Raw genomic sequence first — 24,755 nt, forward strand, 5'->3', positions numbered from 1 at the left:
ACGAATAGCCGGTCTCCGACATTACTTCGTCACCTTTATTTCAATGGCATCTTTTATCAATCCATCCGACTCTGCCGCCAGATGAATAACTCCTTCTCTCTTTTCACTTTTCACAACAACCATGCATTTCCCATAAAATGCTTTCCGTTCCGATGCTTTGAACCGTTCCATACTTGTCGGGTTCCCATTGTCCACACCGACGACCTTTCCGTTACCCGACAGGTTGAAACGGATCAGGTTCTCTGCATTAGGGCAGATAGTGCCCTCTTTGTCCAAAACTTCCACTGTAATAAAACTAAGATCTTGTCCGTTGCCCCTGATCACACGCCTGTCAGGCGTTAAACGGATCTGCGACGGTTCTCCGGCCGTTTTTATTTCTTTCGATAATACCTCTTTTCCATTTTTCCTGGAAATCACTTTTATTGTGCCGGTTTCATAAGCCAGTCGCCAAAAGACATGGTGCTTGCCGCCCTCTTTTCTTTTGATGCCCTGAGAGACGCCGTTCAAAAATAACTCCACTTCATCTGCCTTGCTGTAATAGGCCCAGACGTCCACAGTTTCTCCCGGTTGCCAGTTCCAGTGCGGAAAAACATGCAATACCTCTTTATCGGTCCATTCCGATTGATACATGTAATAGACATCTTTCGGGAACCCCGCCAGATCCACAATGCCAAAATAAGAACTCCGTGCAGGAAACCAGAAAGGGGTCGGTTCGCCGAGATAGTCAAAACCTGTCCAGATATACATTCCACTAATGAAGTCACTGTTTTTCACGTCGTTCCATGCCTGCTCGTGCGTACATCCCCAAGGGACGTGGCAATTATCGTAGGAAGAGCAGGCATAGGAAGGATCGGTAAACGGGATATCCCAACGTACCGGCCAGATATACATGGAGTCGCTTGGCATCCGGTAATAACCGCGGGTCATCAGTCCTGAAGTGGTTTCCGCTGCAATAAACGGTTTTCCCGGGAAGTTCTCCGGCACGTTCTTATAGTCATATCCATGATAATTGAATCCGATCAGGTCGAGCGCTCCCGATCTGAAGAGGTGATTGGCCGGATTGGTTTCATTGTTTCCGGTTGTCACGGGTCGGGTCGGATCCAAACTTTTTACGATATCCGCCAGTTTTTTTGTCAGGAGAGCATTCACACTCATCGTCTCCCCATCTGTCCCCGCCAGTGCCGTTTCATCGCGTTTAAGGTTCAACAGGAGATTAGCCTGCTGGATATCGAGTGTATCGGCTTCGGCGTGGGTCCATTGTTCAAGGACTTCATTCCCGATGCTCCACATAAATACCGAGGGATGATTACGGTCACGGAGAATATGGTCTGTGAGGTCTCTTTCGTGCCACTCGTTAAAATAGCGTGAGTAATCGTATGTGGTCTTTCGTTTACGCCACATGTCGAAGGTTTCATCCATGACAATGAATCCCATCCTGTCGCATAGCCGGAGCAGTTCCGGTGCGGGAGGATTATGCGCAGTACGAATACCATTCACACCCATCTCTTTGAGTATCTCGAGCTGCCGTTCAATGGCCCTTGTGTTGACGGCCGCACCGAGGCATCCTAAATCGTGATGCAGGCAGACTCCTTTTATCTTCGTCGATTCACCGTTAAGGAAGAATCCTTTTTCCGCGTCGAACGTGAAATAGCGGATCCCGAGCGGGGTTACATATTCATCGGTCTGTTTGTCGTCCACGAAAATACGGGTGACTACCTCGTACAAACAGGGATTTTCAAGTGCCCACAATACCGGCTCCCGCACGGAGAGATCCTGTTCGATCTCTTTGGAAGAGCCGGCAGCCAGTGTGCCGGAGACCGAAGCCGAAGCGACCTGTTTGCCCGAACCGTCTACAATAGATGTCTCAGTTTTTAGATTCACTTCTTGTGGCATTTCGTTTTTAACGGTTGTTTTTACATTCACAACGGCATTATCCTCTGTAATCTCCGGCGTCGTTACATATACTCCCCACAGATCAACATACACCGGATCGACACTTGTCAGCCATACATTCCTATAAATACCGCATCCCGAATACCAACGGGAATTGGGTTGCTCACTGTTGTCCACCCGTACCGCTATGACATTTTCCGTATCAAATTTCAAATGGGGAGTCAGGTCATACCGGAACGATATATAGCCAAACGGCCGATGCCCGAGATGGATGCCGTTGATCCATACATCGGAATTCATATAGACTCCGTCGAAATCAACAAATATCTTTTTTCCTTCATAGGATTGATCGAGGAAAAACGATTTCCGGTACCAACCGATTCCGCCGGGCAGGGCTCCACCCCCGCTTCCGGAAGGGTGATCCTCACTGAAATCACCTTCAATCGCCCAATCGTGGGGCAACTCCAGTTCCCTCCAACCGTTATCGTCGAATACAGGATCGCTTGCATCGGAAAGATCCCCAAGATAAAAACGCCAACCATCGTTGAAACTTTCTGTTTTGCGAGGGTTCCGGTCGACATTCCGGCAGGCATTGAATCCGGTAAAAACAACGCCGAGCAATAATAGTATGGCAATAGCGTTTTTCATTTTTCTAAAGGTATCTTTTGTGCCGCACCCGTATAAACGACTTCAATGCCTTTTGCATCGGGGTCTACGGCCTGCGGTCTGTTTTTATCGACATAGACTACATTGAACCTGCGTTCCTGCAGCATTCCTTCAAACGATCCTTCCCTGTCACCTATTACGAGCGTTTTGGTTGCATCATCGTAATTAAATCTGATGATCGCATATGCTCCTTTTTCATAGTTGTAATTCACGCCTTCGTCCTCATAAAGCGAAAAAGTTCCATTCTTACCTGCGAATACATACAATGTGATATGTTCAGGCTTTTTCTCATCGGAATACCGGATTTCAGGGCCGAACGGGATAATAGCCCCTTCTTTCACGAACAGCGGTATACGGCTATACGGTGCATCCACCCGTTGTTTTTGTCCCCCATCAATGAATTTTCCGGTATAGAAATCGTACCAACCGGTGGTAGCAGGGAAATAAACCTCCCGGCCGGTTGCCTTATATTCATACACAGGGCAAACCATCAACATATCCCCGAACATATACTGGTCGCCGATATCATTTACTTCCGGATCTTTGCCGTGATCCATCACCAGTGCGCGCATGATGGTGTAATCGTTGAAATAAGTCATTCCAGCCAATGAATAGATATAGGGCATCAAACGATATCGGAGTTTATTGTAATAGACCATGGATTGATAGGCGGGATGGTCTTCTGGAGCAATATTAAACACCTCTCTGTAAGGGAATTGCCCATGAGACCTGAATAACGGGACAAAAGCTCCGAATTGCGACCAGCGGGCATTTAATTCACGCCATTCTTTCAAATCCTCATTTTCAATCCCTGTAGCATTGTAGTAATGCTGTGCCTGCTCATATCTTTTTTCCACACAAAATCCACCGATGTCCATTGTCCAGTATGGTATGCCGGATAAAGCAAAATTGAGCCCGGCCGAGATCTGCGCTTTCATGTCTTCCCAGCGGGTACCGATATCCCCGCTCCAGACCGCGGTTGAATAGCGCTGGATACCGGTAAAACCGGAGCGTGTCAATAAAAATACACGGTCATCCGGGTTTACACTCCGTTGTCCGTCATAAATGGCTTCGGCGTTTACCAGCGAATAGGCGTTGAAGTATTTTGTGGAAGAACCAAGTGCAGTGGGGCCGCACAGCTTCTTCCGGTAATCCATGTCGGTATTATCCTGGATATTTGGTTCGGAAGCATCCATCCACCAGGCATCGATACCCAATGAATATAAGTTTTCTTCGAGCTGTTTCCAGAATAGTTTGCGTGCACCTTCGGCATATGCGTCATAGAATGAGCCGATATAGCCTTGTCCGATCCAATCACGGATACTGTCTTTTACTGCCTGTTGATACATCCACCCGTTTTTGTCGAATTCTTTATAATGGTCGGTATTCATATAAAATTTGGGCCATACCGAGATCATGATCCGTGCGTTCATTTCATGTATTTTGTCGACCATCCCTTTTGGATCAGGGAATCGTTCCTTATCGAACTTGTGGCTTCCCCATTCCGCTTCCGGCCAATAGCTCCAATCCTGTACGATATTATCAATGGGGATTTCTCGTTTTCTGAATTCAGCAAGGGTTTCCAGCAGTTCATCCTGGGTTTTGTAACGTTCCCGGCTTTGCCAGAACCCCATCGCCCATTTTGGCATGATCTGCGATTTTCCGGTCAGGGTCCTGTAGCCGCTGATGACGTCATCCATACTGTTCCCCGCCACAAAATAGTAATCGATGCCGTTTCCCATCTCGCTCCAAAGCGAGAGTTTATTCTGCTCTTCATCGGGAACCGGACTCAACACTTTTAAGGCAATATAGGATACCCCGCCATCGGGTTCCCATTCTATCCGTATAGGCACTCTCTCACCTTCCCGGAAGTTATATTCGAATTTATAGCTGTTCGGATTCCATGCGGTGCGCCAACGCTCTTCCACCACCGGTTCATTGTTTACATATACCCTGGTGTAACCGGCATAATGGAGAAAGAAACGGTATAATCCGCTTTCGGGAGCTTCTATTTCGCCACTCCAGACAACATTGGAATGATTCAGGTCAAAACCTTCGGGAAAATTTTTCAGTAGCGGTATAAACTGATAATCAAGCTTGTTTTCTTTACGTACAATTGTTTGACTCGGATCCCTCTTCTTTGAGTAGACGGCAGTGAGTCCTCCTTCCGACCCATCGGTTCCGTAGAGCCTGAACTGATCCAAATCTGCATAATCGCGTACATCGCCGAATTTACTCAGGGAATAATTATCCCATACTATTCCATAATTCTTATTGGAAATGACAAAAGGTACCGATACTTTGGTATTGTACTGGAAAAGCGATTCGTTCTTTCCTTTATAATTAAAGTCGTCGGACTGATGCTGTCCCAGGCCGTAGAAGGCTTCATCGTCAGGCGATTCGAACAACTGATGTACTGTATAGCCCTTTGTTCCCTCTACTTCTATTGGTGTAAATGTTTTTCCTCCACCTATGTTTTCCCGAAGAATATACTCACCTTTCTTATTGAGGAATATTATCTCCCCGGTAGTTTTGTGAACAGTCACATCCAGAGAATCGGTGGAAAGGATAAACATCTCCTTTTTCTCTTCTACCTTGAAATTATCCGACATTTTTAATCCGGGTTTTATAATCAGGCTTTTATCGTCAGAGAATTTTTTTTCCGGTGTTGCCGAAACATGAATAATTTTCTCGTTGACTACATTCAACCGGATTGTTTTCACTCCCGAACTGTTCTCTTGTTTAATATGGACGATCACTCCATTTTGAGTCTTCTCCAAACCGGCTGTTGTGCAGGAGAAAAAAAAGAGGGTACTGAATAATATAAAAAAAATGCGCTCCATGTATTATAATTATTTTTTGTAAAATTAATCATGATATACATGTGGACGCCTTCTCTGTGTTAGCGCTTGATATTGTTTTTGATAACAGAGGGGGTGGTTTTGTTTCTGTAAAGGATGTTAAATGTTTACAGGGGTGTTTCGGGTTTATTATCGGAGTATAAGGATGGGTTATTTTGGTATTGAGAGGGTAAAATATCAAACTCTTCTTTGAAGTATTTGCTGAAGCTTTTAGGATTGTTGAATCCCACCTGGTATGCTATTTCGGAGATATTTAACTGGCTTTCCCTTAATAATTGAGCCGCCCGTTTAAGACGGATGATACGGATAAACTCAATGGGGCTTTTTCCGGTGACGGATATCATCTTCTTATAAAGATGTACTCTACTTATCCCCAGATCTTTACTTAACCTTTCCACCGAAAACTCACTGTCGTCAATATTATCCTCTACCAATTTTATGGCATTCTTAATTAATTTTTCATCCAACGGAGTGATGGTTATTTCAGCAGGTTCGATTTTTATTTGATTTTTGAATCTGTTTTGACGATAGGATCTTAACTCCAGTATTTTATTAATCCTCAGCAATAAAATATCAAAATTAAACGGTTTTGTAATATAATCGTCGGCACCGGTTTCAAGTCCCCGAAGTTCCTGTTCCTGGGCTGTATGTGCCGTGAGTAGAATGAGGGGAATATGCGATGTGCGTACGTCATTTTTTACTTTTTCGCATAGTTCGTATCCATCCATTTCGGGCATCATCACATCGCTGATAATGATGTCAGGAGAAAATTCAAGAATTTTTTCCCATGCTTCTTTCCCGTTGGATGCGTCGAGTAGCGAAAATTCTGTTTTCAACGTATCTTTCATAAAATAGCGGAAATCATCGTTATCGTCCACTAAAAGGATCCGTATTTCATTCCTTTCCGGGGCTTCGTCATTTTCCCCGGTACTTACCACATCTCCCGGGTTTTCTATCTGTTTCTCTTTAGTTACTTCGGGTTGTGAAACAATATATTTCAGCCTGTCAACCGGAAATTGAAGAACAAACATACTTCCTTTGGGCGCGTTGTCGTATACGTGAATGGTTCCTTTACAAATAGAAATAAATTCTTTTACGATATGTAATCCGATACCGCTTCCGGGAAAATCTTCGTTTTTTGTTTTTCCCTGATAAAAACGTTCAAAGATCCGCTTTTTCTCGTCGTCTTTTATCCCAATACCAGTGTCTATTATTCTTATCTCTATTTGTTCAGGATCGGTCTCTCCGTTTTTAGGTAAAAGTTTTACCAACACATCCACAGTTCCGTTTTTTTCGGTAAATTTTATCGCGTTAGAGAGAAGATTCATCATTATCTTTCTCATTTTGTCTTCATCGAATACCATTCTCAACTCATCTACCGATGAGAAAAAGGTCAACCGGATATTCTTCTTTTCCGCATATTCGGTGAAATAGGTGAAGGAGTTTTTCAAAAACGAGATAATGTCTCCATAGGATAAATTCAGGGAATGTTCATTCACATCGCTTTTTCTGAAATCCAGTAACTGGTTCACCATATTCAACAGTCGTATGGCATTTTTGTGTATCAAAGAAAGCTGGTGTTTTTGATGGTCATCGGCAACGGACTTCATCATATTTTCCAACGGAGATATGATCAATGTCAGAGGTGTGCGCAATTCGTGACTGACATTGGTAAAGAAACGAAGTTTCATTTCATCCATTTCATGTTTCCGTTGTGCTTCCAGTTCTATTTGCTTCATTTTAAACTTCTGTTGTTCGTTTCTTATGATCATATACCGGGCCAGTAACAGGATAGAGATCAGAAGAAAAGCATAGAAGATATAGGCGCCGGCAGACAACCAGAATGGAGGTTTTATACGGATTTGCAGCGCCGTGGATTCTTCACTCCAAAAGCCGTCACTGTTTGCGGCCTTTACCCTAAGAGTGTATTTTCCCGGGGCGAGATTGGTGTAAGTAACACTGTGGACGCCATGGTCGGTTAATAACCAATCCGTATTAAATCCTTCCAACATATAGGCATAGGTTGTTTTTTCAGGGAGCACATAATTCATGGCGGAAAATTCGACCGAAAAAACATTTTGCCCGTATTTGAAGGTGACTTCTTCTACCCGATTCAGCTCCGATGACAGGATCTTATTCCCGTTATATTCTACTCCGACCAAAACATCCTCATTGAAAAGTTTCAATCCGGTAAAAAGGACTTTGGGTTGTGAAGTATTATAGCGGATATTTTTCGGATTAAATATATTGAATCCGTTGGTCCCTCCAAGCAGAATTTCTCCATCGGAAGATTTGAATACTGACCGTAAATTAAATTCGTGGCTTTGCAGGCCATCCACTTCACTGTAATTCACAAAAGAAAGATGATATTCATCGGTTTTTGAATCGGTATGGATAATAATATTGGATACGCCGTTAGAAGTAGTGATCCACATATTATGCTGGTTATCTTCAATAATTCCTGAGATCACATTATCGGTAAGTCCGTCGCTTTTGTACAATTGGGTGATTTTATCCTGTTTGGGATCCCAGATATTCAACCCTTCCCGGGTTCCCACCCAAATAAGTCCGCGGCTGTCTTCATACACCTGATTCACGTTCAGATTGGTAAAGGACTGATCCCCTTTGCGGTTGCCCATTAAGATCTCTGAATGTCCGGTTTGTATATCGAAGATTGTAATTCCGATGGCTGTTCCGAGAATTAATTTATCGTTTGTACCCAAAAAAAGTGAGGATATATATTCCGAAGATAGTTGTTGTTGTGTACTGTTATTGAATGTGGTGAATTGCCTGTTATCCGGATTGAGTTTTTGCAGTCCACTTCCCAATGTCCCGATCCAGATCATTCCGGATCTGTCCTCAACAATTGACCAGACATTATCGTTGGCAAGACTGTTCGGGTCGTTTGGATCATGGCGATAGTGAATAAACTCTTTTCCGTCGAAGCAATCCATCCCCGACAGGTAGGTGCCGATCCATAACTTTCCGTTTTTGGCAGCACACAGGCTGACGATCACATTATTGGTCAGAGAGGAATTGTCGGACGGATCATGGCTGTAAATATGATATGATCCGGTCTTTGTATCTAAACGGACCAATCCGCTTCCGTTTGTGCCGACCCAGATACTTCCTTTTTCATCTTTAATAATGGAATTTACATCGGGTTTGAAGTTATCTACCTTTTTGAAATAATTGAGATGTTCAATGCCGAATTTGTAAATACTTTCGCTGTAGTAAGATATTCCGTTTTTATAGGTGCCGATCCAGATGATACCTGTATTGTCGGGATAAATACAATTAATGCTGTTGTGCGCAATGCTTCGTTTGTCGTAAGGCAGGTTCCGCAAATTTGTCAACGTGTTGGTTTTTTTATCGATAATATCTATTCCCCCATGGTCGGTTGCCATCCAGATCAGCCCGTTGGGATCCTGGATAATATCCTGGATCATGTCACTTGACAATAAAAATGGAAAGTCACTTTGTTTTGATCCCAGATGCTTCCATTCTTTTTGCCGGGAATGGTATAACCAGGTTCCAAGCGGTATATCGGAATAGATCCATACGTCGTTGTCTGCGTCGACAAAGGCCTGATAATTATGGGCATTGCCTTTCTGTTGTTGTTGAATGTAGTTGTCTGTATAAGTGATCCGTAAACTGCTTTTGTCCATATATTGAATAAGGCCGGATTGAAAAACAAACAGATAACTCTCTTCCGCTTCTTTTATATCGGTAATAATCCCGCTGCTTAATTGTCCCGTTTGCCCGTTTTGAGGGAAGAATACCGATTTGCCTGTATCCGGCTGGTACTTGTAAAATCCGAATGAATTTGCATAACACCACATATTTTTATCTTTATCGATAAAGATAAGATCGACCGGCTTTGTTATGCCCATTTCATTTAACAGAATCTGACTCCTTTCGAATTTTTCTTTGTCGGGATTGAACACTACGTATCCATCAGCTGTATGGATCCAAAGCCGTCCGTTTATATCTTCCTGTACATTGCTGACCCAATTATCCGGTAATGAATAATTGTCACTCGGATTGTGAAAAAACACTTTAAATTTATATCCATCATACCTGTTTAAACCCGATGCGGTGGAGAACCACATAAAACCTTTACTGTCTTTGAAAATATGATTAATTTGATTATGGGAAAGTCCGTCACGAACCTCCAGTTGTTTAAAGAGAAATGAAGATTGTCCCCAAAGAGATGGGTGACACCAGAGAAAAATGGGAAAAAGTAAAATAAGACGGAATAATCTCTTCATTGGTTCAATCTTTATACCGAACAGTTTTCCTCAAATCACTGATTGTTTTCTTCACAAACATAATAAAAAATTATTTGTTCTTTATACAATTACACAAGTGTCCACTAAAAATTGGACACGGTTAAAAGTTGAATAAATTTAGTTCACTCGAACCATAGAGATCTTTGACATCATTGATATTCTTTTTGTCGAACAAGTCCCGCAAATGGGTCTTGTCGGTAAGCGAGATTCCAAGAATTTGAAGGACTTCGTAGATGCTGCGTTCCAATTTCATGCCGTGTTGAACTATTGCTACAAGGCAATAAGTAATTATTGCACAATAGATTTGGACACGCACGGCATTCTCTGATGTACCCCAGAACTTCTTGATTCGGAGATGTTGCTTCACCCATTTGAAGAATAGTTCCACACTCCACCGATTGCGGTAAAGTTCCGAAATCAGAGAGGCCGTGGCTGTCAGATTATTGGTAAGAAAAATGTATTTGCTACCATCCTCAGGATCGATGCAAATCACCTTTCGCAGTTCCTCCGGATAAACCTTGGTGCTTTTATACACGGTGAAAGTGCCGACTATGTCGGAAACGATGCCTCGCGCAAGTCGCCTTTTCCAAGTTCTCGGCTTCATCTGGACGTTGTTTTTGGCTCTCAGAACGAAGAATCCTTTAGTGCGGTGAATAGTGTACAGGTTGCCGTAATCGTTGTAGCCGCGATCGAAAATATAATGGGCCCCTGGCTCGTATGGTATCTCAAGCATAGCCTTGGAATCGTGTACGTTTGCCGGAGTAATATGCACGAAAGCAGGAACTTGAGCCTCTATATCGTAAAGCGTGTGCATCTTGATGCCGCCTTTATGCTTACGGAATTTAGCCCATTCGAACACCGACAGACACAGGTCAATCGTAGTCGAATCGAACGCATAGACATGCCCTTCAAGCTCGAAGATTTTGTCAATCCGCCGCTTCCTTGCCTCGTTGATCATGAACTTGGCATAGTCCTCGAATATACGATAGTCGCGCTGCTCATTAGCCTTGCTAAGATTGCTTCGGGTCACCGACTTTCCCATTCCAAGATGGTAAAGTTTGCCGCTATGCGCCTCGGTCGCTACAATTAGATCGCGGAGGCTTTCGCGGTTGGTCAGTTGCCCGAACATCATCGTAAGTAGCTGATTCCAACAGGTAAAGCTCTTGACGTATCTATCACCTTCATACTTGCGTACAAGGTAATTGAAGTGATTCCTATCCATGAACTGGACTAATTGGGAGAAAACGAATGGGTCTTTATGCATAACGGTCTGATTCTGACCGCAAAGATAAATTCAAATCCGTTGACTCGAAAATCGGATACAATAAATTGAATATCAACAATTTCAAAGAACTATTATGATTTTTTAGTGGACACTAATGTTGTCAGTTGTCAATTGATAAAGTCTTGATTCTTGCGTCTAAAATAAAAAAACATGAATATAGCAGCCATTTTTCGTCGTCTTACGAAAAGTAAGTCTTTGCGCATCGTCAACCTGCTGGGGTTGTCAGTAATTTTTTCTTGTCTGCTCCTATCATATCAATATATCCGCAAAGAGTTGAGTTATGACCGTTTCAATGAAAACGCCGACCGGATCGTGCGGCTGTCTATACAATATGGAGACAAACCCATAGATGGACGACTCTATTTACAAGACGTGCAATCGGAACTGGAGAAGATTGCAGAAATTGATCAATTTGTATCCATCTCCAAAGCCAATACAGGTATATTGATTTATAAGGGCGAGAAACGGGTTATCAATGACTTTTATGCGGTTTCACCCAATTTTTTTGAAGTCTTCAGCTATTCCTTGATGATGGGTGAGCCTTCACATGTCCTGAAATCACCGGAGAGTATCCTTGTCAGCCAATCATTGGCAGAAGAACTATTAGGTGACGAAAATCCTATCGGAAAAGAACTCTCTCTGGAAGGACGAAGAGTAGATTCAAAGACTTTTTTTGTGAGTGGTGTTTTCAACGATTTTCCCGAGAACTCCCATTTTCATACCGATCTACTCTTTCACCGCAGAAATGATGTACCCGAATGGACATATGTTTACCTTTTACTGAATGACAACAACGACCTTTTACAAGTGAAAGAACAGATTGAAGTCCACTATGACGCATTCGAAGATCTTCCGGAAAAGGCGACAGTTCATTTTATGCCACTGACCGATATCCACCTCCATAGCCGGGCACAACGGGAAATGGAATTCAATGGAAATATCTATTATATCTATCTGATTGCAGGCGCCAATATCTTATTGCTGGTAGTGGTGCTTTTCAACTTATGGCTGAATCACAGTCTGTTATTCTCTTATAACAATCGATATTATCAACTATTGAGGTTGAATGGCGCTGATGCTTCTACCATCTTTTATAACGAAGTGATACCGGCCTTTCTGATCGGGTTGCTCTCTATCCTACTTGGAGGAATGGCAGCCTACTATCTTGCGCCTATACTGCATTTCCCTACATTCAAGTTTTTGTCATATGGGACATTAGGATTGACTCTCTGTTTCTTGGGACTAACCTTGTTTGTATCACTTATTCCCGCGCTGGCAAGCATCTCCTCCACGATGTTTATCAGTACCAAAAGTAGCCTTAGTCCGACACGTTTTTCCTTTACCAATATCCGGTATATGCTTGTGGTACAATACGCGATTGTGATATTTATCGTGATCATTTCATTCGGCATATCGAAACAGATCAACCTGATAAAAACAACGCAAGTCGGCGGTAAGACTGAGAATATTCTGGTGATTGAGGAACAACCCGAAGATGTAAAAGAACGCTACGAACTATTGAAAACAGAACTCCTGAAACAACCTGAGATAGAGCAGGCCACTACTGCTTTTCAGTTGCCCGGCACCGCTATTCGCGATGGTGTCAGAGTTACAGTAGAAGGTAAAAGTGAACCTGTATCTCTGCCCCTTCTGTTGGTCGGCGAAGATTTTTTCTCTTTTTTCGGGATAAGACCCATTGCAGGAAAGGTGCTCTATCCCTATAAAATGACTTATAAGGAAGAATTCGACATGTTGATGGATCACGTCATGGGCAAAGAAATCCCAACCGATTTAACGGAACAATATATGCTCAACCGTAAAGCGCTCGGTATGCTGGGATTCAACTCACCGGAAGAGGCAATCGGGAAAACCATCCAATTCTCGCAAGGCACTCTCGATTATATCCACAAAGGCTCTATCTGCGGCGTAACCGATGATTTTACCTATATCAATATCTACGAAGAGTCCATCCCGCTATTGATCATGCAACGGCAAATGTTCCGGCACTGTTTTATGCTGAAATTTGCGCCGGGTAAAGAGGAAGAAGGACTAAAGATATTCAACGAAGTATGGAACAAGGTAAATCCCGACTACCCTGCCAATTACAGTTTCCTACAGGATGTATATGGGAAAGTCTATCGAAATGAGTTCAATGCCGGGCGGCTTGTTAACTTGTTCTCACTATTGTGCCTTATTATTGCCAACCTGGGATTGATCATCTTTATGGCGTTTATCGTCAAACGGCGACGGAAAGAAATCGCCATCAGAAAAGTGAATGGAGCAGAACCCGGACAGATTATCCGGATGCTGAACATGAGTTTCATTTACAGGATCATCATCGCTTTTATCATTGCCTCTCCACTTGCCTGGTGGGTGATGCAGCGATGGTTGGCCAACTTCGCCCATAAAACCACACTGGACTGGTGGATATTCGCCCTGGCAGGCATTGCTGTACTGTTATTGTCGGTCGCTTCCGTATCGTGGCAAAGCTGGCGGGCATCCATACAAAATCCTGCAGAAGTGGTCAAGAGTGAATGATATAGTTAGGAGAAAACATATTTTATTTCCATAACGTTTAATTAATACTTTGGGAGGGAAAGTAAAATTATAAATCGTAGTATAGGGATTCTTTGTACAGTTTAAAAAAAATATTATCATTACAACCAATTAATTACGGATAAAATGAGACGCCCCGAAATAGTACAGGCTATAAAAAAGGTTCTACAACGGATTGCTCCCGATGCAGAAGTAATTCTTTATGGCTCAGAAGCACGAGGCACCGCTTATGGGCTACCATATTTCTTCTTAGAATGCCTGAACCAATTAAAATCCCGGACGACATCAACAGTAGGGTAATATTATCTACGGATACAAGGGTTTATGAGCTTTCCGCACTTCCCGAGAAAATAAAGGTAAACATAACAAACAATACAAATGATACAATCTCGACGGGAGCACGATATCATATTGAATTCTTTGATCACGACTAGTGTCTATGGCGAAAATTGTCTTTGCCGAAATCTGTAACTCATAACAACAAAGAGTATATATTGATATTTACCGACATAGAATACACACTAAATCCAGGTGCGTCGACAAATGTTGAACAAGGACACTTCAACCATTGGAATTTCTTTTCAAAAGGTAGACATACAATTGTCATGGAGTACATAAAACCTGATTTTAAGAGAACCAATGAGAAATACAAAACGTATGCGGAATTCTATATCGAATAGCCATATGAAACGAACATGAAAAATGATTGCATTTTTACAAGTTATAAAAATGACCAACCCCGAAATATAGGATTATAATCGAAAAATTAGGCGTAAATTACAGATTATAATCGAAAAATTAGGCGTAAATTTTCGATTAGCAATATTTTTTATTACTTTTGAGTCTAAAAAATTATGGATTATGACTCACCGGGATTTAGAACAAAATATTTTAGATGCATGCTTTAAAGGTAAGATTATATTACTTTTAGGAGCACGTCAGGTGGGGAAAACAACACTACTCAAAGAGATTTTATCTAAAATCGATGTTTCCCATGTCTGGTTGAATGTAGATGAAGCTGATATTTTGCAGGCTTTTGAAACGGCAACTACCAGCACACAACTCCTACAACTTATTGGGAAAAAGAACAGACTGGTTGTCATGGACGAAGCCCAACAGATTTCAGATATTGGCAAGAAATTAAAATTGATTTACGACACCGACCCTGAGATACAGATTATTGCTACCGGATCCTCCTCTTTTGATTTGCAAAATAAAATGGCAGAACCTCTCACGGGAAGAAAGAGAACATTTTATCTCTATCCTCTTAGTTATAAGGAGATATCAAGAGGACAATCAATTCTGGAAGCAAAAAGACTCTTAGACACACGACTGATTTTTGGTTCGTATCCTGAAGTAGTAAACAATCCGGGGGATGAAAAGAGTATACTTATTGAGATAGCTAACAGTTACCTCTACAAAGATATTCTTAAACTGGATAATATCCGTAAACCTACACATATAGAAAAACTCCTACAGGCTTTGGCTTTTCAAGTTGGGAGCGAAGTCAGCTACAACGAACTGTCCAGAATAATCGGTAATATAGATACTGCAACAATTGAGAAATACCTTGATTTACTGGAAAAAGCATTTATAATATTTAAATTACCTGCGTTAAGTAGAAACCTGCGCAATGAAATCAAAAAAGGTAAGAAATATTACTTTTATGACAACGGCATACGCAATGTACTTATAAACAACTTCGCGGGTATTGATTTTAGGCAAGACAAAGGGGCTTTGTGGGAAAACTTCCTGATTGCTGAACGGATAAAAAACAATCACTATCAGGGACGATATGCCAATACATACTTTTGGCGTACGCATGATAAAGCGGAAATTGATTATATCGAAGAAGAAGACGGAGTGCTAAACGCTTTCGAATTGAAGTGGAGAACACAAAAAGTAAATTTTGCCAACTCCTTTCTGGAAGCATATCCAAATAACAAGACAGAGGTAATCAGTCGAGAGAATTTTGAAGAATTCGTAATGAACAAACTCTAAAATCCCGGAATGAAACTTTTCGGGATCTAACGCTATACTTAAACTCCCACCTTTACCGTAAATATTTCGAGTATGGAAGAAAATTCTTAGTTCTTCGCTCTTAGTTCTGATATTTGGTAATTTACAAAAATAGATGTCATCACCCGTTGATAACTTCTGACAATAACTCCACTAACCTTGGCCGATTTTCCGTATATTTGTAGAATATAGGATGTGCCTCAGGTAAGCTAAAACAAGTTTGGCTTACCTTTCGGCTTTCGCTATATTTGCCCTACTCAGATATAAAAATAAATCGACTAAATATATGTATCCGTTTGTACATCTACACGTTCACTCGCAGTACTCGCTGCTCGACGGGCAGGCAAGCATACAGCGCCTGATTGATAAAGCCGTGGGAGACGGTATGAAAGCGCTGGCGCTGACCGACCACGGTGCCATGTACGGCATCAAGGAATTCCTCAATTATGCTGCCAGGAAAAATGCTCCGGTAAACGCAGAAATAAAAAAAATAAAGAGCGAGATAAGCGATCTGGAGAAGAAAGGGGAAAGTGGAGAGAAGATCGGGCAACTCCGTCAAAAACTCACCGAGACGGAAAACAAGCTTTTTAAACCGATAGTGGGGTGCGAATGCTACGTGGCACGCCGTAACCGCCACCTGCAGTCGGAGAAGATCGACGGAAGCGGGTGGCATCTGGTCGTGCTCGCCAAGAACCTGCAAGGGTATAAAAACCTTATCAAGATGGTCTCCAAGAGCTGGACCGAAGGGTTTTATTACCGTCCACGTATCGATAAGGAACTGTTGGAACAATACCACGAAGGACTGGTCGTCTCCTCAGCCTGCCTTGGCGGTGAAATCTCCCGGAAAATCGACAGCGGACAGATACAGGAAGCTGAAGAGGCGGTACAGTGGTTCAAAGGCATTTTCGGTGAAGATTACTATATAGAACTCCAACGACATAAGACCGACAGGGTTGATGCCGACCAGACCACCTACCCCAAACAGGAGAGGGTGAATCAGGAACTGATCCGTATCGCCAGGAAATATGATGTGAAGATAATCGCGACCAACGACGTCCATTTCGTGAATGAAGAAGATGCCGATGCACACGACCGGCTGATCTGTCTGAGTACCGGAAAGGATTTTGATGACCCCAACCGGATGCGATATACCAAGCAGGAGTGGTTAAAAACTACAGCCGAGATGAACCGTATCTTTGCTGATATCCCGGAAGCGTTGACCAACACGCTAGAGGTAGCGGCCAAAATAGAGTCCTACTCCATAGACCACGCTGCACTGATGCCTTTCTACCCTATTGACCCTACATTCGGTACCGAAGAGATTTATAAACAAAAATATTCAGAAAGGGAATTGATCGAAGAATTCGGCGAAGCCAATTTCCATCGCCTGGGAGGCTATGATAAAGTGATTCGTATCAAGTTGGAAGCCGACTATCTTGCATATCTTACTAAAAAAGGTGCTCAAAAAAGATATGGAGATACGCTCTCTCCGGAAGTAGAGGAGCGACTCGAATTCGAATTGGAGACCATAAAGACTATGGGTTTTCCCGGCTACTTCCTGATCGTGCAGGATTTTATCAGTGCGGCCCGGGAAATGGATGTGGCTGTCGGCCCGGGACGTGGATCGGCCGCGGGATCAGCGGTAGCCTACTGTTTAAGGATCACCGATATCGACCCGCTGAAATATAATCTCCTGTTCGAACGTTTCCTGAACCCCGACCGAATTTCGATGCCTGATATCGATATCGATTTCGATGATGAAGGCCGAGGGAAAGTGCTGCGCTGGGTGACGGAAAAATATGGCAGTGAGAAGGTAGCTCATATCATTACCTACGGTACGATGGCGACCAAATCGTCTATCCGGGATGTGGCACGTGTACACAAGTTACCTTTGTCCGAATCGAACCGGCTTGCCAAACTCGTGCCCGATAGGATACCTAACGTCAAAAAAATCAACCTGAAAGCAGCAATCGAGAATGTGCCTGAGCTGCAAGAGGCCGCCCAAAGTAACGATCCGCTGGTAAAAAGCACTCTGAAGTATGCCGGAATGCTCGAGGGGAACGTACGAAGCACGGGCGTGCATGCCTGCGGTGTAATCATCGGCCAGACTGACATCTCTGATGTGGTCCCCATCAGTACGGCAGAAGATAAAGAGACCAAAGAGAAACTGTTGGTAACACAATATGAAGGGTCTGTGATCGAGGAGACAGGATTGATCAAGATGGACTTCCTTGGATTGAAAACCCTCTCCATTATTAAAGATGCGGTTTCCATCATCGAACAGAACCGAGGTATAAAAGTGGATATCGATGCCATCGATATGAACGATGAGACTACTTACAAGCTTTATTGCAACGGACAGACCACCGGTACCTTCCAGTTTGAGTCGGCAGGTATGCAAAAGTATCTCAAAGAATTGCAACCCAGTAAGTTTGAAGACCTGATAGCGATGAATGCCCTCTACCGTCCGGGTCCAATGGACTATATCCCTTCTTTTGTGGCCCGTAAGCACGGCAGGGAGGAGATTGCGTACGACATCCCTATCATGGAGAAATACCTGGATGAGACCTACGGAATTACTGTCTATCAGGAACAGGTGATGCTCCTGTCCCGTTTGCTCGCCAATTTCACTCGTGGACAATCGGATGAGTTGCGTAAGGCGATGGGAAAGAAGCTGATCGACAAGATGACGGCGCTGAAGGAAAAATTCATCGCAGGAGGTACTAAAAATGGGTATGATGCCAAAGTGCTCAACAAGATATGGAATGACTGGGAAAAATTCGCATCCTACGCTTTCAATAAATCGCACGCAACCTGTTATTCGTGGGTAGCTTACCAGACAGCATGGCTCAAAGCCAATTACCCGTCGGAATACATGGCGGCGGTACTCTCCAATAACCTGAACAACATTACAGAAATCACCAAGTTCATGGATGAGTGTATGGCGATGGGCATCAAAGTATTACCACCCGACGTGAATGAGTCGATGCTGAAATTCTCTGTCAACGATGCAGGTGATGTCCGTTTCGGATTAGCAGCCATTAAGAGTGTGGGACAAAATGCGGTAAACGATATCATTGCAGAACGTAAGCAGAACGGCCGCTATAAAGACATTTTCGATTTTGTGGAACGAGTGAACCTCTCTTCCTGTAATAAAAAGAATATCGAAGCGTTAGCAATGGCCGGGGCCTTTGACTCTTTCCCGGGCATCCAAAGGGAACAATTTGTAGCGCAGAACAATAAGGGTGAGGATTTTCTGGAGACCCTCATCCGTTACGGCAATAAATACCAACAAGACAAGATTGAAGCAATGAATTCGCTCTTCGGCGACGATACCTCTTTCCAGATAGCCCGTCCCGAAATACCCCAGGCTGCCCGTTGGTCGGATCTGGAAAGGCTGAACAAAGAACGGGAACTGATTGGTATCTATTTATCGGCACACCCGTTAGATGAATATGAGTTTATTCTCAAGTATGTATGTAATGCCGACACACAGCAATTACAGGATCTCGATTCGCTCAATGGGAAAGATATCACCTTTGGTGGTATCGTCACAGCAGTACGCGAGGGACAAACCAAAAGAGGCTCGCCTTACACTATCTTCAAACTGGAAGATTATGCCGGTAAGTATGAGATCGCACTTTTCAGTGAAGACAGTGTAAACTTCGGCAGATACGCACGTATCGGACTCTCTATCTATATTGAGGGGAAAGTACAACCCAAACGTTACCGGGAGGGAGAGATGGAAGTAAAAATATCCTCCATTTCCCTGTTATCCGAAGTGAAAGACAAGCTGGTGTCGAAGATCACTCTGCAAATTCCTCTTTCAGAAATAGATGACACCTCCGTGGCTGAATTATCGGCACTTGTAAAAAACAATTCCGGAAATTCATTGTTATATTTCCAAATTATTGGTGAAGAACCACACATGAGAATTCAGCTGTTTTCACGACCAGCCAAAATTCAAGTAAATAAAAGATTCATCGATTACTTAAAGAATAACTTATCTATCGACTTTAAAATCAACTAATAAATAATAACAAAAAAGACAAATTATGGCGCTTCAAATTACAGATGCAACCCTTGACTCAGTATTGGATACAGACAAACTGGTGGTCATAGATTTCTGGGCTGAATGGTGCGGCCCCTGCAAAATGATCGGACCCATCATCGAAGAGATCGGTGAAGAATACAAGGATAAAGTGGTTGTGGGCAAACTGAATGTGGATGAGAACGACGAAACTACCGGCAAATACGGAATCCGCAATATCCCTACCGTGCTTTTCATTAAAAACGGAAAAGTGGTGGACAAACTGGTAGGTGCAGGCCCCAAAACCCTTTTTACTGAGAAAATCGATAAGTTAGTATAAATAAACTATTTATATTATTAAAAAAATATCCCGGCATAAATTGTCGGGATTTTTTTGTTAATAACAGAGTCTGTATCAAAATTTTAAATAATTGTATCATTAGTGTCCACTAAAAAATCATAATAGTTCTTTGAAATTGTTGATATTCAATTTATTGTATCCGATTTTCGAGTCAACGGATTTGAATTTATCTTTGCGGTCAGAATCAGACCGTTATGCATAAAGACCCATTCGTTTTCTCCCAATTAGTCCAGTTCATGGATAGGAATCACTTCAATTACCTTGTACGCAAGTATGAAGGTGATAGATACGTCAAGAGCTTTACCTGTTGGAATCAGCTACTTACGATGATGTTCGGGCAACTGACCAACCGCGAAAGCCTCCGCGATCTAATTGTAGCGACCGAGGCGCATAGCGGCAAACTTTACCATCTTGGAATGGGAAAGTCGGTGACCCGAAGCAATCTTAGCAAGGCTAATGAGCAGCGCGACTATCGTATATTCGAGGACTATGCCAAGTTCATGATCAACGAGGCAAGGAAGCGGCGGATTGACAAAATCTTCGAGCTTGAAGGGCATGTCTATGCGTTCGATTCGACTACGATTGACCTGTGTCTGTCGGTGTTCGAATGGGCTAAATTCCGTAAGCATAAAGGCGGCATCAAGATGCACACGCTTTACGATATAGAGGCTCAAGTTCCTGCTTTCGTGCATATTACTCCGGCAAACGTACACGATTCCAAGGCTATGCTTGAGATACCATACGAGCCAGGGGCCCATTATATTTTCGATCGCGGCTACAACGATTACGGCAACCTGTACACTATTCACCGCACTAAAGGATTCTTCGTTCTGAGAGCCAAAAACAACGTCCAGATGAAGCCGAGAACTTGGAAAAGGCGACTTGCGCGAGGCATCGTTTCCGACATAGTCGGCACTTTCACCGTGTATAAAAGCACCAAGGTTTATCCGGAGGAACTGCGAAAGGTGATTTGCATCGATCCTGAGGATGGTAGCAAATACATTTTTCTTACCAATAATCTGACAGCCACGGCCTCTCTGATTTCGGAACTTTACCGCAATCGGTGGAGTGTGGAACTATTCTTCAAATGGGTGAAGCAACATCTCCGAATCAAGAAGTTCTGGGGTACATCAGAGAATGCCGTGCGTGTCCAAATCTATTGTGCAATAATTACTTATTGCCTTGTAGCAATAGTTCAACACGGCATGAAATTGGAACGCAGCATCTACGAAGTCCTTCAAATTCTTGGAATCTCGCTTACCGACAAGACCCATTTGCGGGACTTGTTCGACAAAAAGAATATCAATGATGTCAAAGATCTCTATGGTTCGAGTGAACTAAATTTATTCAACTTTTAACCGTGTCCAATTTTTAGTGGACACTTGTGAACTGACAATGGATAATTGACAATGAATTGCAAATCGGCGTTGTCAAATCTTGACTTCTTCACTTCTCAACTTCAGACTTCTCTTCTAATTAGTCTCATTGGCATATTGATCCATTGGCACATTGAACTACTCTCCCTTCAATGATTCCACGGGGTTGGCACGAGCAGCTTTCCACGTCATATAGCTTACCGAAACCAGTGTGAGTAAAAGCACTGCCAGTCCGGCAACGACAAATACCCACCATGAAAGTTCAATCTTATAGGAGAAATCTTCGAACCACTTCGTCATCACATAATAAGCGACGGGGCAGGCGATCACAAAAGCGATAGCCACTCTCTTCAGAGAATCCCGGTTAAGCAAGAGCATCACCTCCTCTTCGGTAGCGCCATTGATCTTACGCAAGGCGATTTCCTTCTCCTTCTGTCGGATCAGGTAAAGCGACATGGCGAATACCCCCATTACCATAATGATAATGGTCAGTAAGGTAAAGGCACTCATGATAGATGACATTTTCAGTACGCTTTCATAATTCTGCTGAATTCCCTCATCTACAAACCGGGCATTGAACAGTTCGCCCTCGGTATACTGGATATATTCTTTTTCGACACGTTTTGCGGTAGCGTAATAATCGGTTCCCGGTGTCATCTTTACGATGATATGCTGTGGTTCTTCATTCCATAGTCGCCACCGTATCCGGAGTTGGCTATAATCCCTATAGAGGTTTCGTATCTTGAAATCGCTAAAGATGCCAGCGATCTCCACTTGATTCTCATTACCCCAAGGGCGGAATGTTTGTGTGACAGAATCCACTTCTACGGCCTTGTAGCCGCTTCTGTTCAACCAGTAGAAGATGTTTTTCGAGGGTGTAATTCCGGTCGGCTCAATTGTGATTCCATATATCTGCAGAAAGGCAGAGTCGATACGAAATTCTTGGAAGCTATAGTGCTGTTCGTTATCGGTGTATGAGTAATTCTCTCCGCCGTTGAGAGGTGTACCGCTTGAGAATGACACCAACTCCACCCCCGGAATTCCCAAAAGTTTTGATTTAAAGCCATCTATCTGCTTTACACCCAATCCCGTATTGGATATTTCCAGAATGCCCTCACGGTTGTAACCCATGTCGTAGTTGATCAGAAAAACGGATTGCTGCTGGATAAAGATTGCACAGATAAGCAATGCTGTAGCGACTGTATATTGAAATATGATTAGTCCTTTTGAGTAGGACGATTTTACTTTTCTGGAGAAGGTTCCTTTCACCACTTCGAGTGGGTTGAAGTTGGAGATGATCAGGGCCGGGATGATACCTGCCAAGAACGAAACAATAAGTAGAAACAGGATAGATGCCGCTATCATGGACGGGGTAAACTGATGCGCCAGATCGAGTGTGGTGTTCAGTACGTTGTTGAAGAATGGCTCTGCAAGGAACGCCAGCAGTAGGCCCGCCAGAAAGGTGATAGTGGTTATCAGCAGTGATTCGGCAAGCAATTGGGATACCAGATTGGCTTTGCTGCTTCCCAATAGCTTTTTGATGGCAGACTCCTTTCCACGGAATCCTGCTTGTGCTACCGTGAGGTTGATATAATTCAGGAGGGCAATCACCAATACTAGAATGGCGATAGCCATATAGATGGTGATAGTGCTCCTACTATTCAAATGCAGATCATTGAACCCCGACCTTTCTGCTTTGAAATAGGCCTCTTTGAGCGGCATAAATTCCAGGTCGTCGGAATAGCCATCTCTGAAATACCAGAACTCCTCTTTGAATAACTTGAGCAACATCGGGGCTTTTGAAGGAAGATCCGTTCCAGGCCTTGTCAGGAAGAACATGTTAAATCCGAAATTGTTGGGCGTTTCGAGAATCTGATCATCCCAAAAGATCGTGATGGAGTTATAGTTTGCGACAAAATCGGCTTTGAGCAGGATGGAGTTTACCGGCATATCCTCCATAATGCCGGTAATGGTATGCTCTTCGTCGCTGATGAACAGGCTTTTGCCAACCGGATTTTCCGAGCCGAATATTTTGGCGGCGAAAGTCCGGGTTATCACCACGCTCTTACGAGCTTCCAACACCCGCTCCGGATCTCCTTCGATAAGCGGGAAAGAAAAAATGCGGAAGAAGGTGGAATCGGCAAACAGTGCCTGTGCCTCAACCTTATCATTCCCTTTCTGTCCTATCGCCAGGGAACGGGAGTGTATCCGCGCAAAAGATTCCACCTCCGGTGCATTGTCCCTCACGTACTGTGCTATCGTATTTCCGAAGGGAGCCTGCTTGTCGTGTGTCATCAGGAAGATACGGTCTTTGTTTTCTTGAAAATCATCAGTCGATAATTCCTGCTTGACGTACAATCCCAGAATGATGACGAACATCAACGAGATGGAAAAGCCTACGATCGAAACAAACGTGTAGAGTTTGTTTCGCGACAGGAATTTCAGATAGGTTTTTAAGTTGGGCATATCCTTTAATTGACAATTGACAGTTGACAGTTGACAATGAAGGAGTATTATCCCTTGTGCAAGGAGATAACTTGTCGACTGCCGGTTGCCATAGGTTTATATTACATCTGCACCTCAGTGACGATTTGTCCGTCGAACAGATTGACGATGCGGTGTGCGAACGAGGCATCGTGTTGTGAGTGGGTTACCATCACGATGGTGGTTCCTTCCCTGTTGAGTTCGGTGAGCAGATCCATCACATCCTTCCCGTTTTTCGAGTCGAGGTTACCGGTTGGCTCATCGGCAAGAATCAGCTTGGGATTAGCGATGACGGCGCGGGCAATGGCTACACGTTGCTGCTGACCACCCGAAAGCTGGTTGGGAAAATGTCCCGCACGGTGGCTGATATTCATGCGACGAAGCACTTCCTCCACCCGTTTCTTGCGTTCCGATGCTTTTACTTTGAGATAGGTAAGCGGTAACTCCACATTTTCATATACGGTCATCTCTTCGATCAGGTTAAAACTTTGGAACACAAAACCAATTTTGCCCTTACGGGTCTGCGTGCGTTCTTTTTCTTTAAGATGCCCTACCTCCTTATTGTCGAGCCAATATTCGCCCGATGTGGGATTATCCAGTAGCCCGAGGATATTCAGCAGGGTGGATTTACCACAACCCGACGGTCCCATGATGGCCACAAATTCACCCTCTTTTACTTCCATTGAGATATTGTTCAACGCGATGGTTTCTACCTCTTCCGTACGGAATACTTTTCTTAAATCGTTAATCTTAATCATAATTGCTGCTTTTTTATTTTAGAAATTATTTGTTGGAATTTTCTTAAGAACGAGAACAAAGTCAAGTCTGAAGTGAAGAAGTGGGAAGGTGGGAGAGTGGGAAAGTAAGAAAGTAGAGTAGAGAAACCCAACTCTCCAACCCAATATCCCAAATTCTTCACATTATATATTTTC

11 protein-coding genes and 1 pseudogene are annotated in these 24,755 nt (G+C 43.3%); 6 read left to right on the plus strand and 6 right to left on the minus strand.

The genetic code is table 11. From position 1 onward, the window contains the following. Nucleotides 1–21 precede the first annotated feature (21 nt). The 4 genes from PSM36_RS16205 to PSM36_RS16220 all read right to left on the minus strand — a co-directional run bounded on the left by PSM36_RS16205 (nucleotide 22) and on the right by PSM36_RS16220 (nucleotide 10,976). Nucleotides 22–2,541: a glycoside hydrolase family 2 gene (locus PSM36_RS16205; RefSeq protein WP_076931795.1), complete on the minus strand. Its 2,520-nt coding sequence runs from the start codon at nucleotides 2,539–2,541 to the stop codon at nucleotides 22–24. Further along, complete coding sequence (locus PSM36_RS16210) at nucleotides 2,538–5,402, minus strand: TIM-barrel domain-containing protein (protein ID WP_076931796.1); 2,865 nt, start codon at nucleotides 5,400–5,402, stop codon at nucleotides 2,538–2,540. Before PSM36_RS16210 ends, PSM36_RS16205 begins: the two co-directional genes overlap by 4 nt. Before the next feature lie 125 nt (nucleotides 5,403–5,527). Beyond that, nucleotides 5,528–9,691: a hybrid sensor histidine kinase/response regulator transcription factor gene (locus PSM36_RS16215; RefSeq protein WP_083711105.1), complete on the minus strand. Its 4,164-nt coding sequence runs from the start codon at nucleotides 9,689–9,691 to the stop codon at nucleotides 5,528–5,530. Between the two features lie 121 nt (nucleotides 9,692–9,812). Further along, nucleotides 9,813–10,976: an IS4 family transposase gene (locus PSM36_RS16220; protein ID WP_076928794.1), complete on the minus strand. Its 1,164-nt coding sequence runs from the start codon at nucleotides 10,974–10,976 to the stop codon at nucleotides 9,813–9,815. 171 nt (nucleotides 10,977–11,147) lie between these two features. Between PSM36_RS16220 and PSM36_RS16225 the strand changes: the two genes are divergently transcribed. From PSM36_RS16225 to PSM36_RS16250, 6 genes and pseudogenes are all read left to right on the plus strand, one after another. Beyond that, nucleotides 11,148–13,535, plus strand: a complete 2,388-nt coding sequence (locus tag PSM36_RS16225) for an ABC transporter permease (protein ID WP_076931798.1) — start codon at nucleotides 11,148–11,150, stop codon at nucleotides 13,533–13,535. 144 nt (nucleotides 13,536–13,679) lie between these two features. After that, a pseudogene (locus PSM36_RS17785) lies at nucleotides 13,680–13,781 on the plus strand (nucleotidyltransferase domain-containing protein); the annotation flags it as partial. 633 nt (nucleotides 13,782–14,414) lie between these two features. Continuing rightward, nucleotides 14,415–15,554 (plus strand): ATP-binding protein, encoded by a 1,140-nt coding sequence (locus tag PSM36_RS16235; RefSeq protein WP_076931800.1) that lies wholly within the window; start codon nucleotides 14,415–14,417, stop codon nucleotides 15,552–15,554. Nucleotides 15,555–15,858: 304 nt separating this feature from the next. Beyond that, entirely contained in the window at nucleotides 15,859–19,602 is a 3,744-nt protein-coding gene (dnaE, locus tag PSM36_RS16240; RefSeq protein WP_076931801.1) for a DNA polymerase III subunit alpha, read from the plus strand. Nucleotides 19,603–19,627: 25 nt separating this feature from the next. Next, nucleotides 19,628–19,942, plus strand: a complete 315-nt coding sequence (gene trxA / locus PSM36_RS16245; protein ID WP_019538335.1) for a thioredoxin — start codon at nucleotides 19,628–19,630, stop codon at nucleotides 19,940–19,942. Nucleotides 19,943–20,157: 215 nt separating this feature from the next. Then, a complete protein-coding gene (locus tag PSM36_RS16250) occupies nucleotides 20,158–21,321 on the plus strand; it encodes an IS4 family transposase (RefSeq protein ID WP_076928794.1) in 1,164 nt (387 codons plus the stop codon). A gap of 156 nt (nucleotides 21,322–21,477) precedes the next feature. Here PSM36_RS16250 and PSM36_RS16255 read toward each other — a convergent pair whose 3' ends face one another. Together PSM36_RS16255 and PSM36_RS16260 are read right to left on the minus strand one after the other, a co-directional pair. Beyond that, nucleotides 21,478–23,805 (minus strand): ABC transporter permease, encoded by a 2,328-nt coding sequence (locus PSM36_RS16255; RefSeq protein WP_076931802.1) that lies wholly within the window; start codon nucleotides 23,803–23,805, stop codon nucleotides 21,478–21,480. A 101-nt stretch (nucleotides 23,806–23,906) separates the two neighbouring features. Then, nucleotides 23,907–24,581, minus strand: a complete 675-nt coding sequence (locus PSM36_RS16260; RefSeq protein ID WP_076931803.1) for an ABC transporter ATP-binding protein — start codon at nucleotides 24,579–24,581, stop codon at nucleotides 23,907–23,909. Nucleotides 24,582–24,755: the final 174 nt, after the last annotated feature.

Origin of the sequence: Proteiniphilum saccharofermentans (assembly GCF_900095135.1) — a bacterium.
In the GTDB taxonomy this organism is placed as follows: Bacteria; Bacteroidota; Bacteroidia; order Bacteroidales; family Dysgonomonadaceae; genus Proteiniphilum; species Proteiniphilum saccharofermentans.

Excerpts from the sequence above, each read along its gene's own strand:
- PSM36_RS16205 (WP_076931795.1), bottom strand. The coding sequence starts at position 2,541 with ATGAAAAACGCTATTGCCATACTATTATTGCTCGGCGTTGTTTTTACC.
- PSM36_RS16210 (WP_076931796.1), bottom strand. The coding sequence starts at position 5,402 with ATGGAGCGCATTTTTTTTATATTATTCAGTACCCTCTTTTTTTTCTCC.
- PSM36_RS16215 (WP_083711105.1), bottom strand. The coding sequence starts at position 9,691 with ATGAAGAGATTATTCCGTCTTATTTTACTTTTTCCCATTTTTCTCTGG.
- PSM36_RS16220 (WP_076928794.1), bottom strand. The coding sequence starts at position 10,976 with ATGCATAAAGACCCATTCGTTTTCTCCCAATTAGTCCAGTTCATGGAT.
- PSM36_RS16225 (WP_076931798.1), top strand. The coding sequence starts at position 11,148 with ATGAATATAGCAGCCATTTTTCGTCGTCTTACGAAAAGTAAGTCTTTG.
- PSM36_RS16235 (WP_076931800.1), top strand. The coding sequence starts at position 14,415 with ATGACTCACCGGGATTTAGAACAAAATATTTTAGATGCATGCTTTAAA.
- dnaE (WP_076931801.1), top strand. The coding sequence starts at position 15,859 with ATGTATCCGTTTGTACATCTACACGTTCACTCGCAGTACTCGCTGCTC.
- trxA (WP_019538335.1), top strand. The coding sequence starts at position 19,628 with ATGGCGCTTCAAATTACAGATGCAACCCTTGACTCAGTATTGGATACA.
- PSM36_RS16250 (WP_076928794.1), top strand. The coding sequence starts at position 20,158 with ATGCATAAAGACCCATTCGTTTTCTCCCAATTAGTCCAGTTCATGGAT.
- PSM36_RS16255 (WP_076931802.1), bottom strand. The coding sequence starts at position 23,805 with ATGCCCAACTTAAAAACCTATCTGAAATTCCTGTCGCGAAACAAACTC.
- PSM36_RS16260 (WP_076931803.1), bottom strand. The coding sequence starts at position 24,581 with ATGATTAAGATTAACGATTTAAGAAAAGTATTCCGTACGGAAGAGGTA.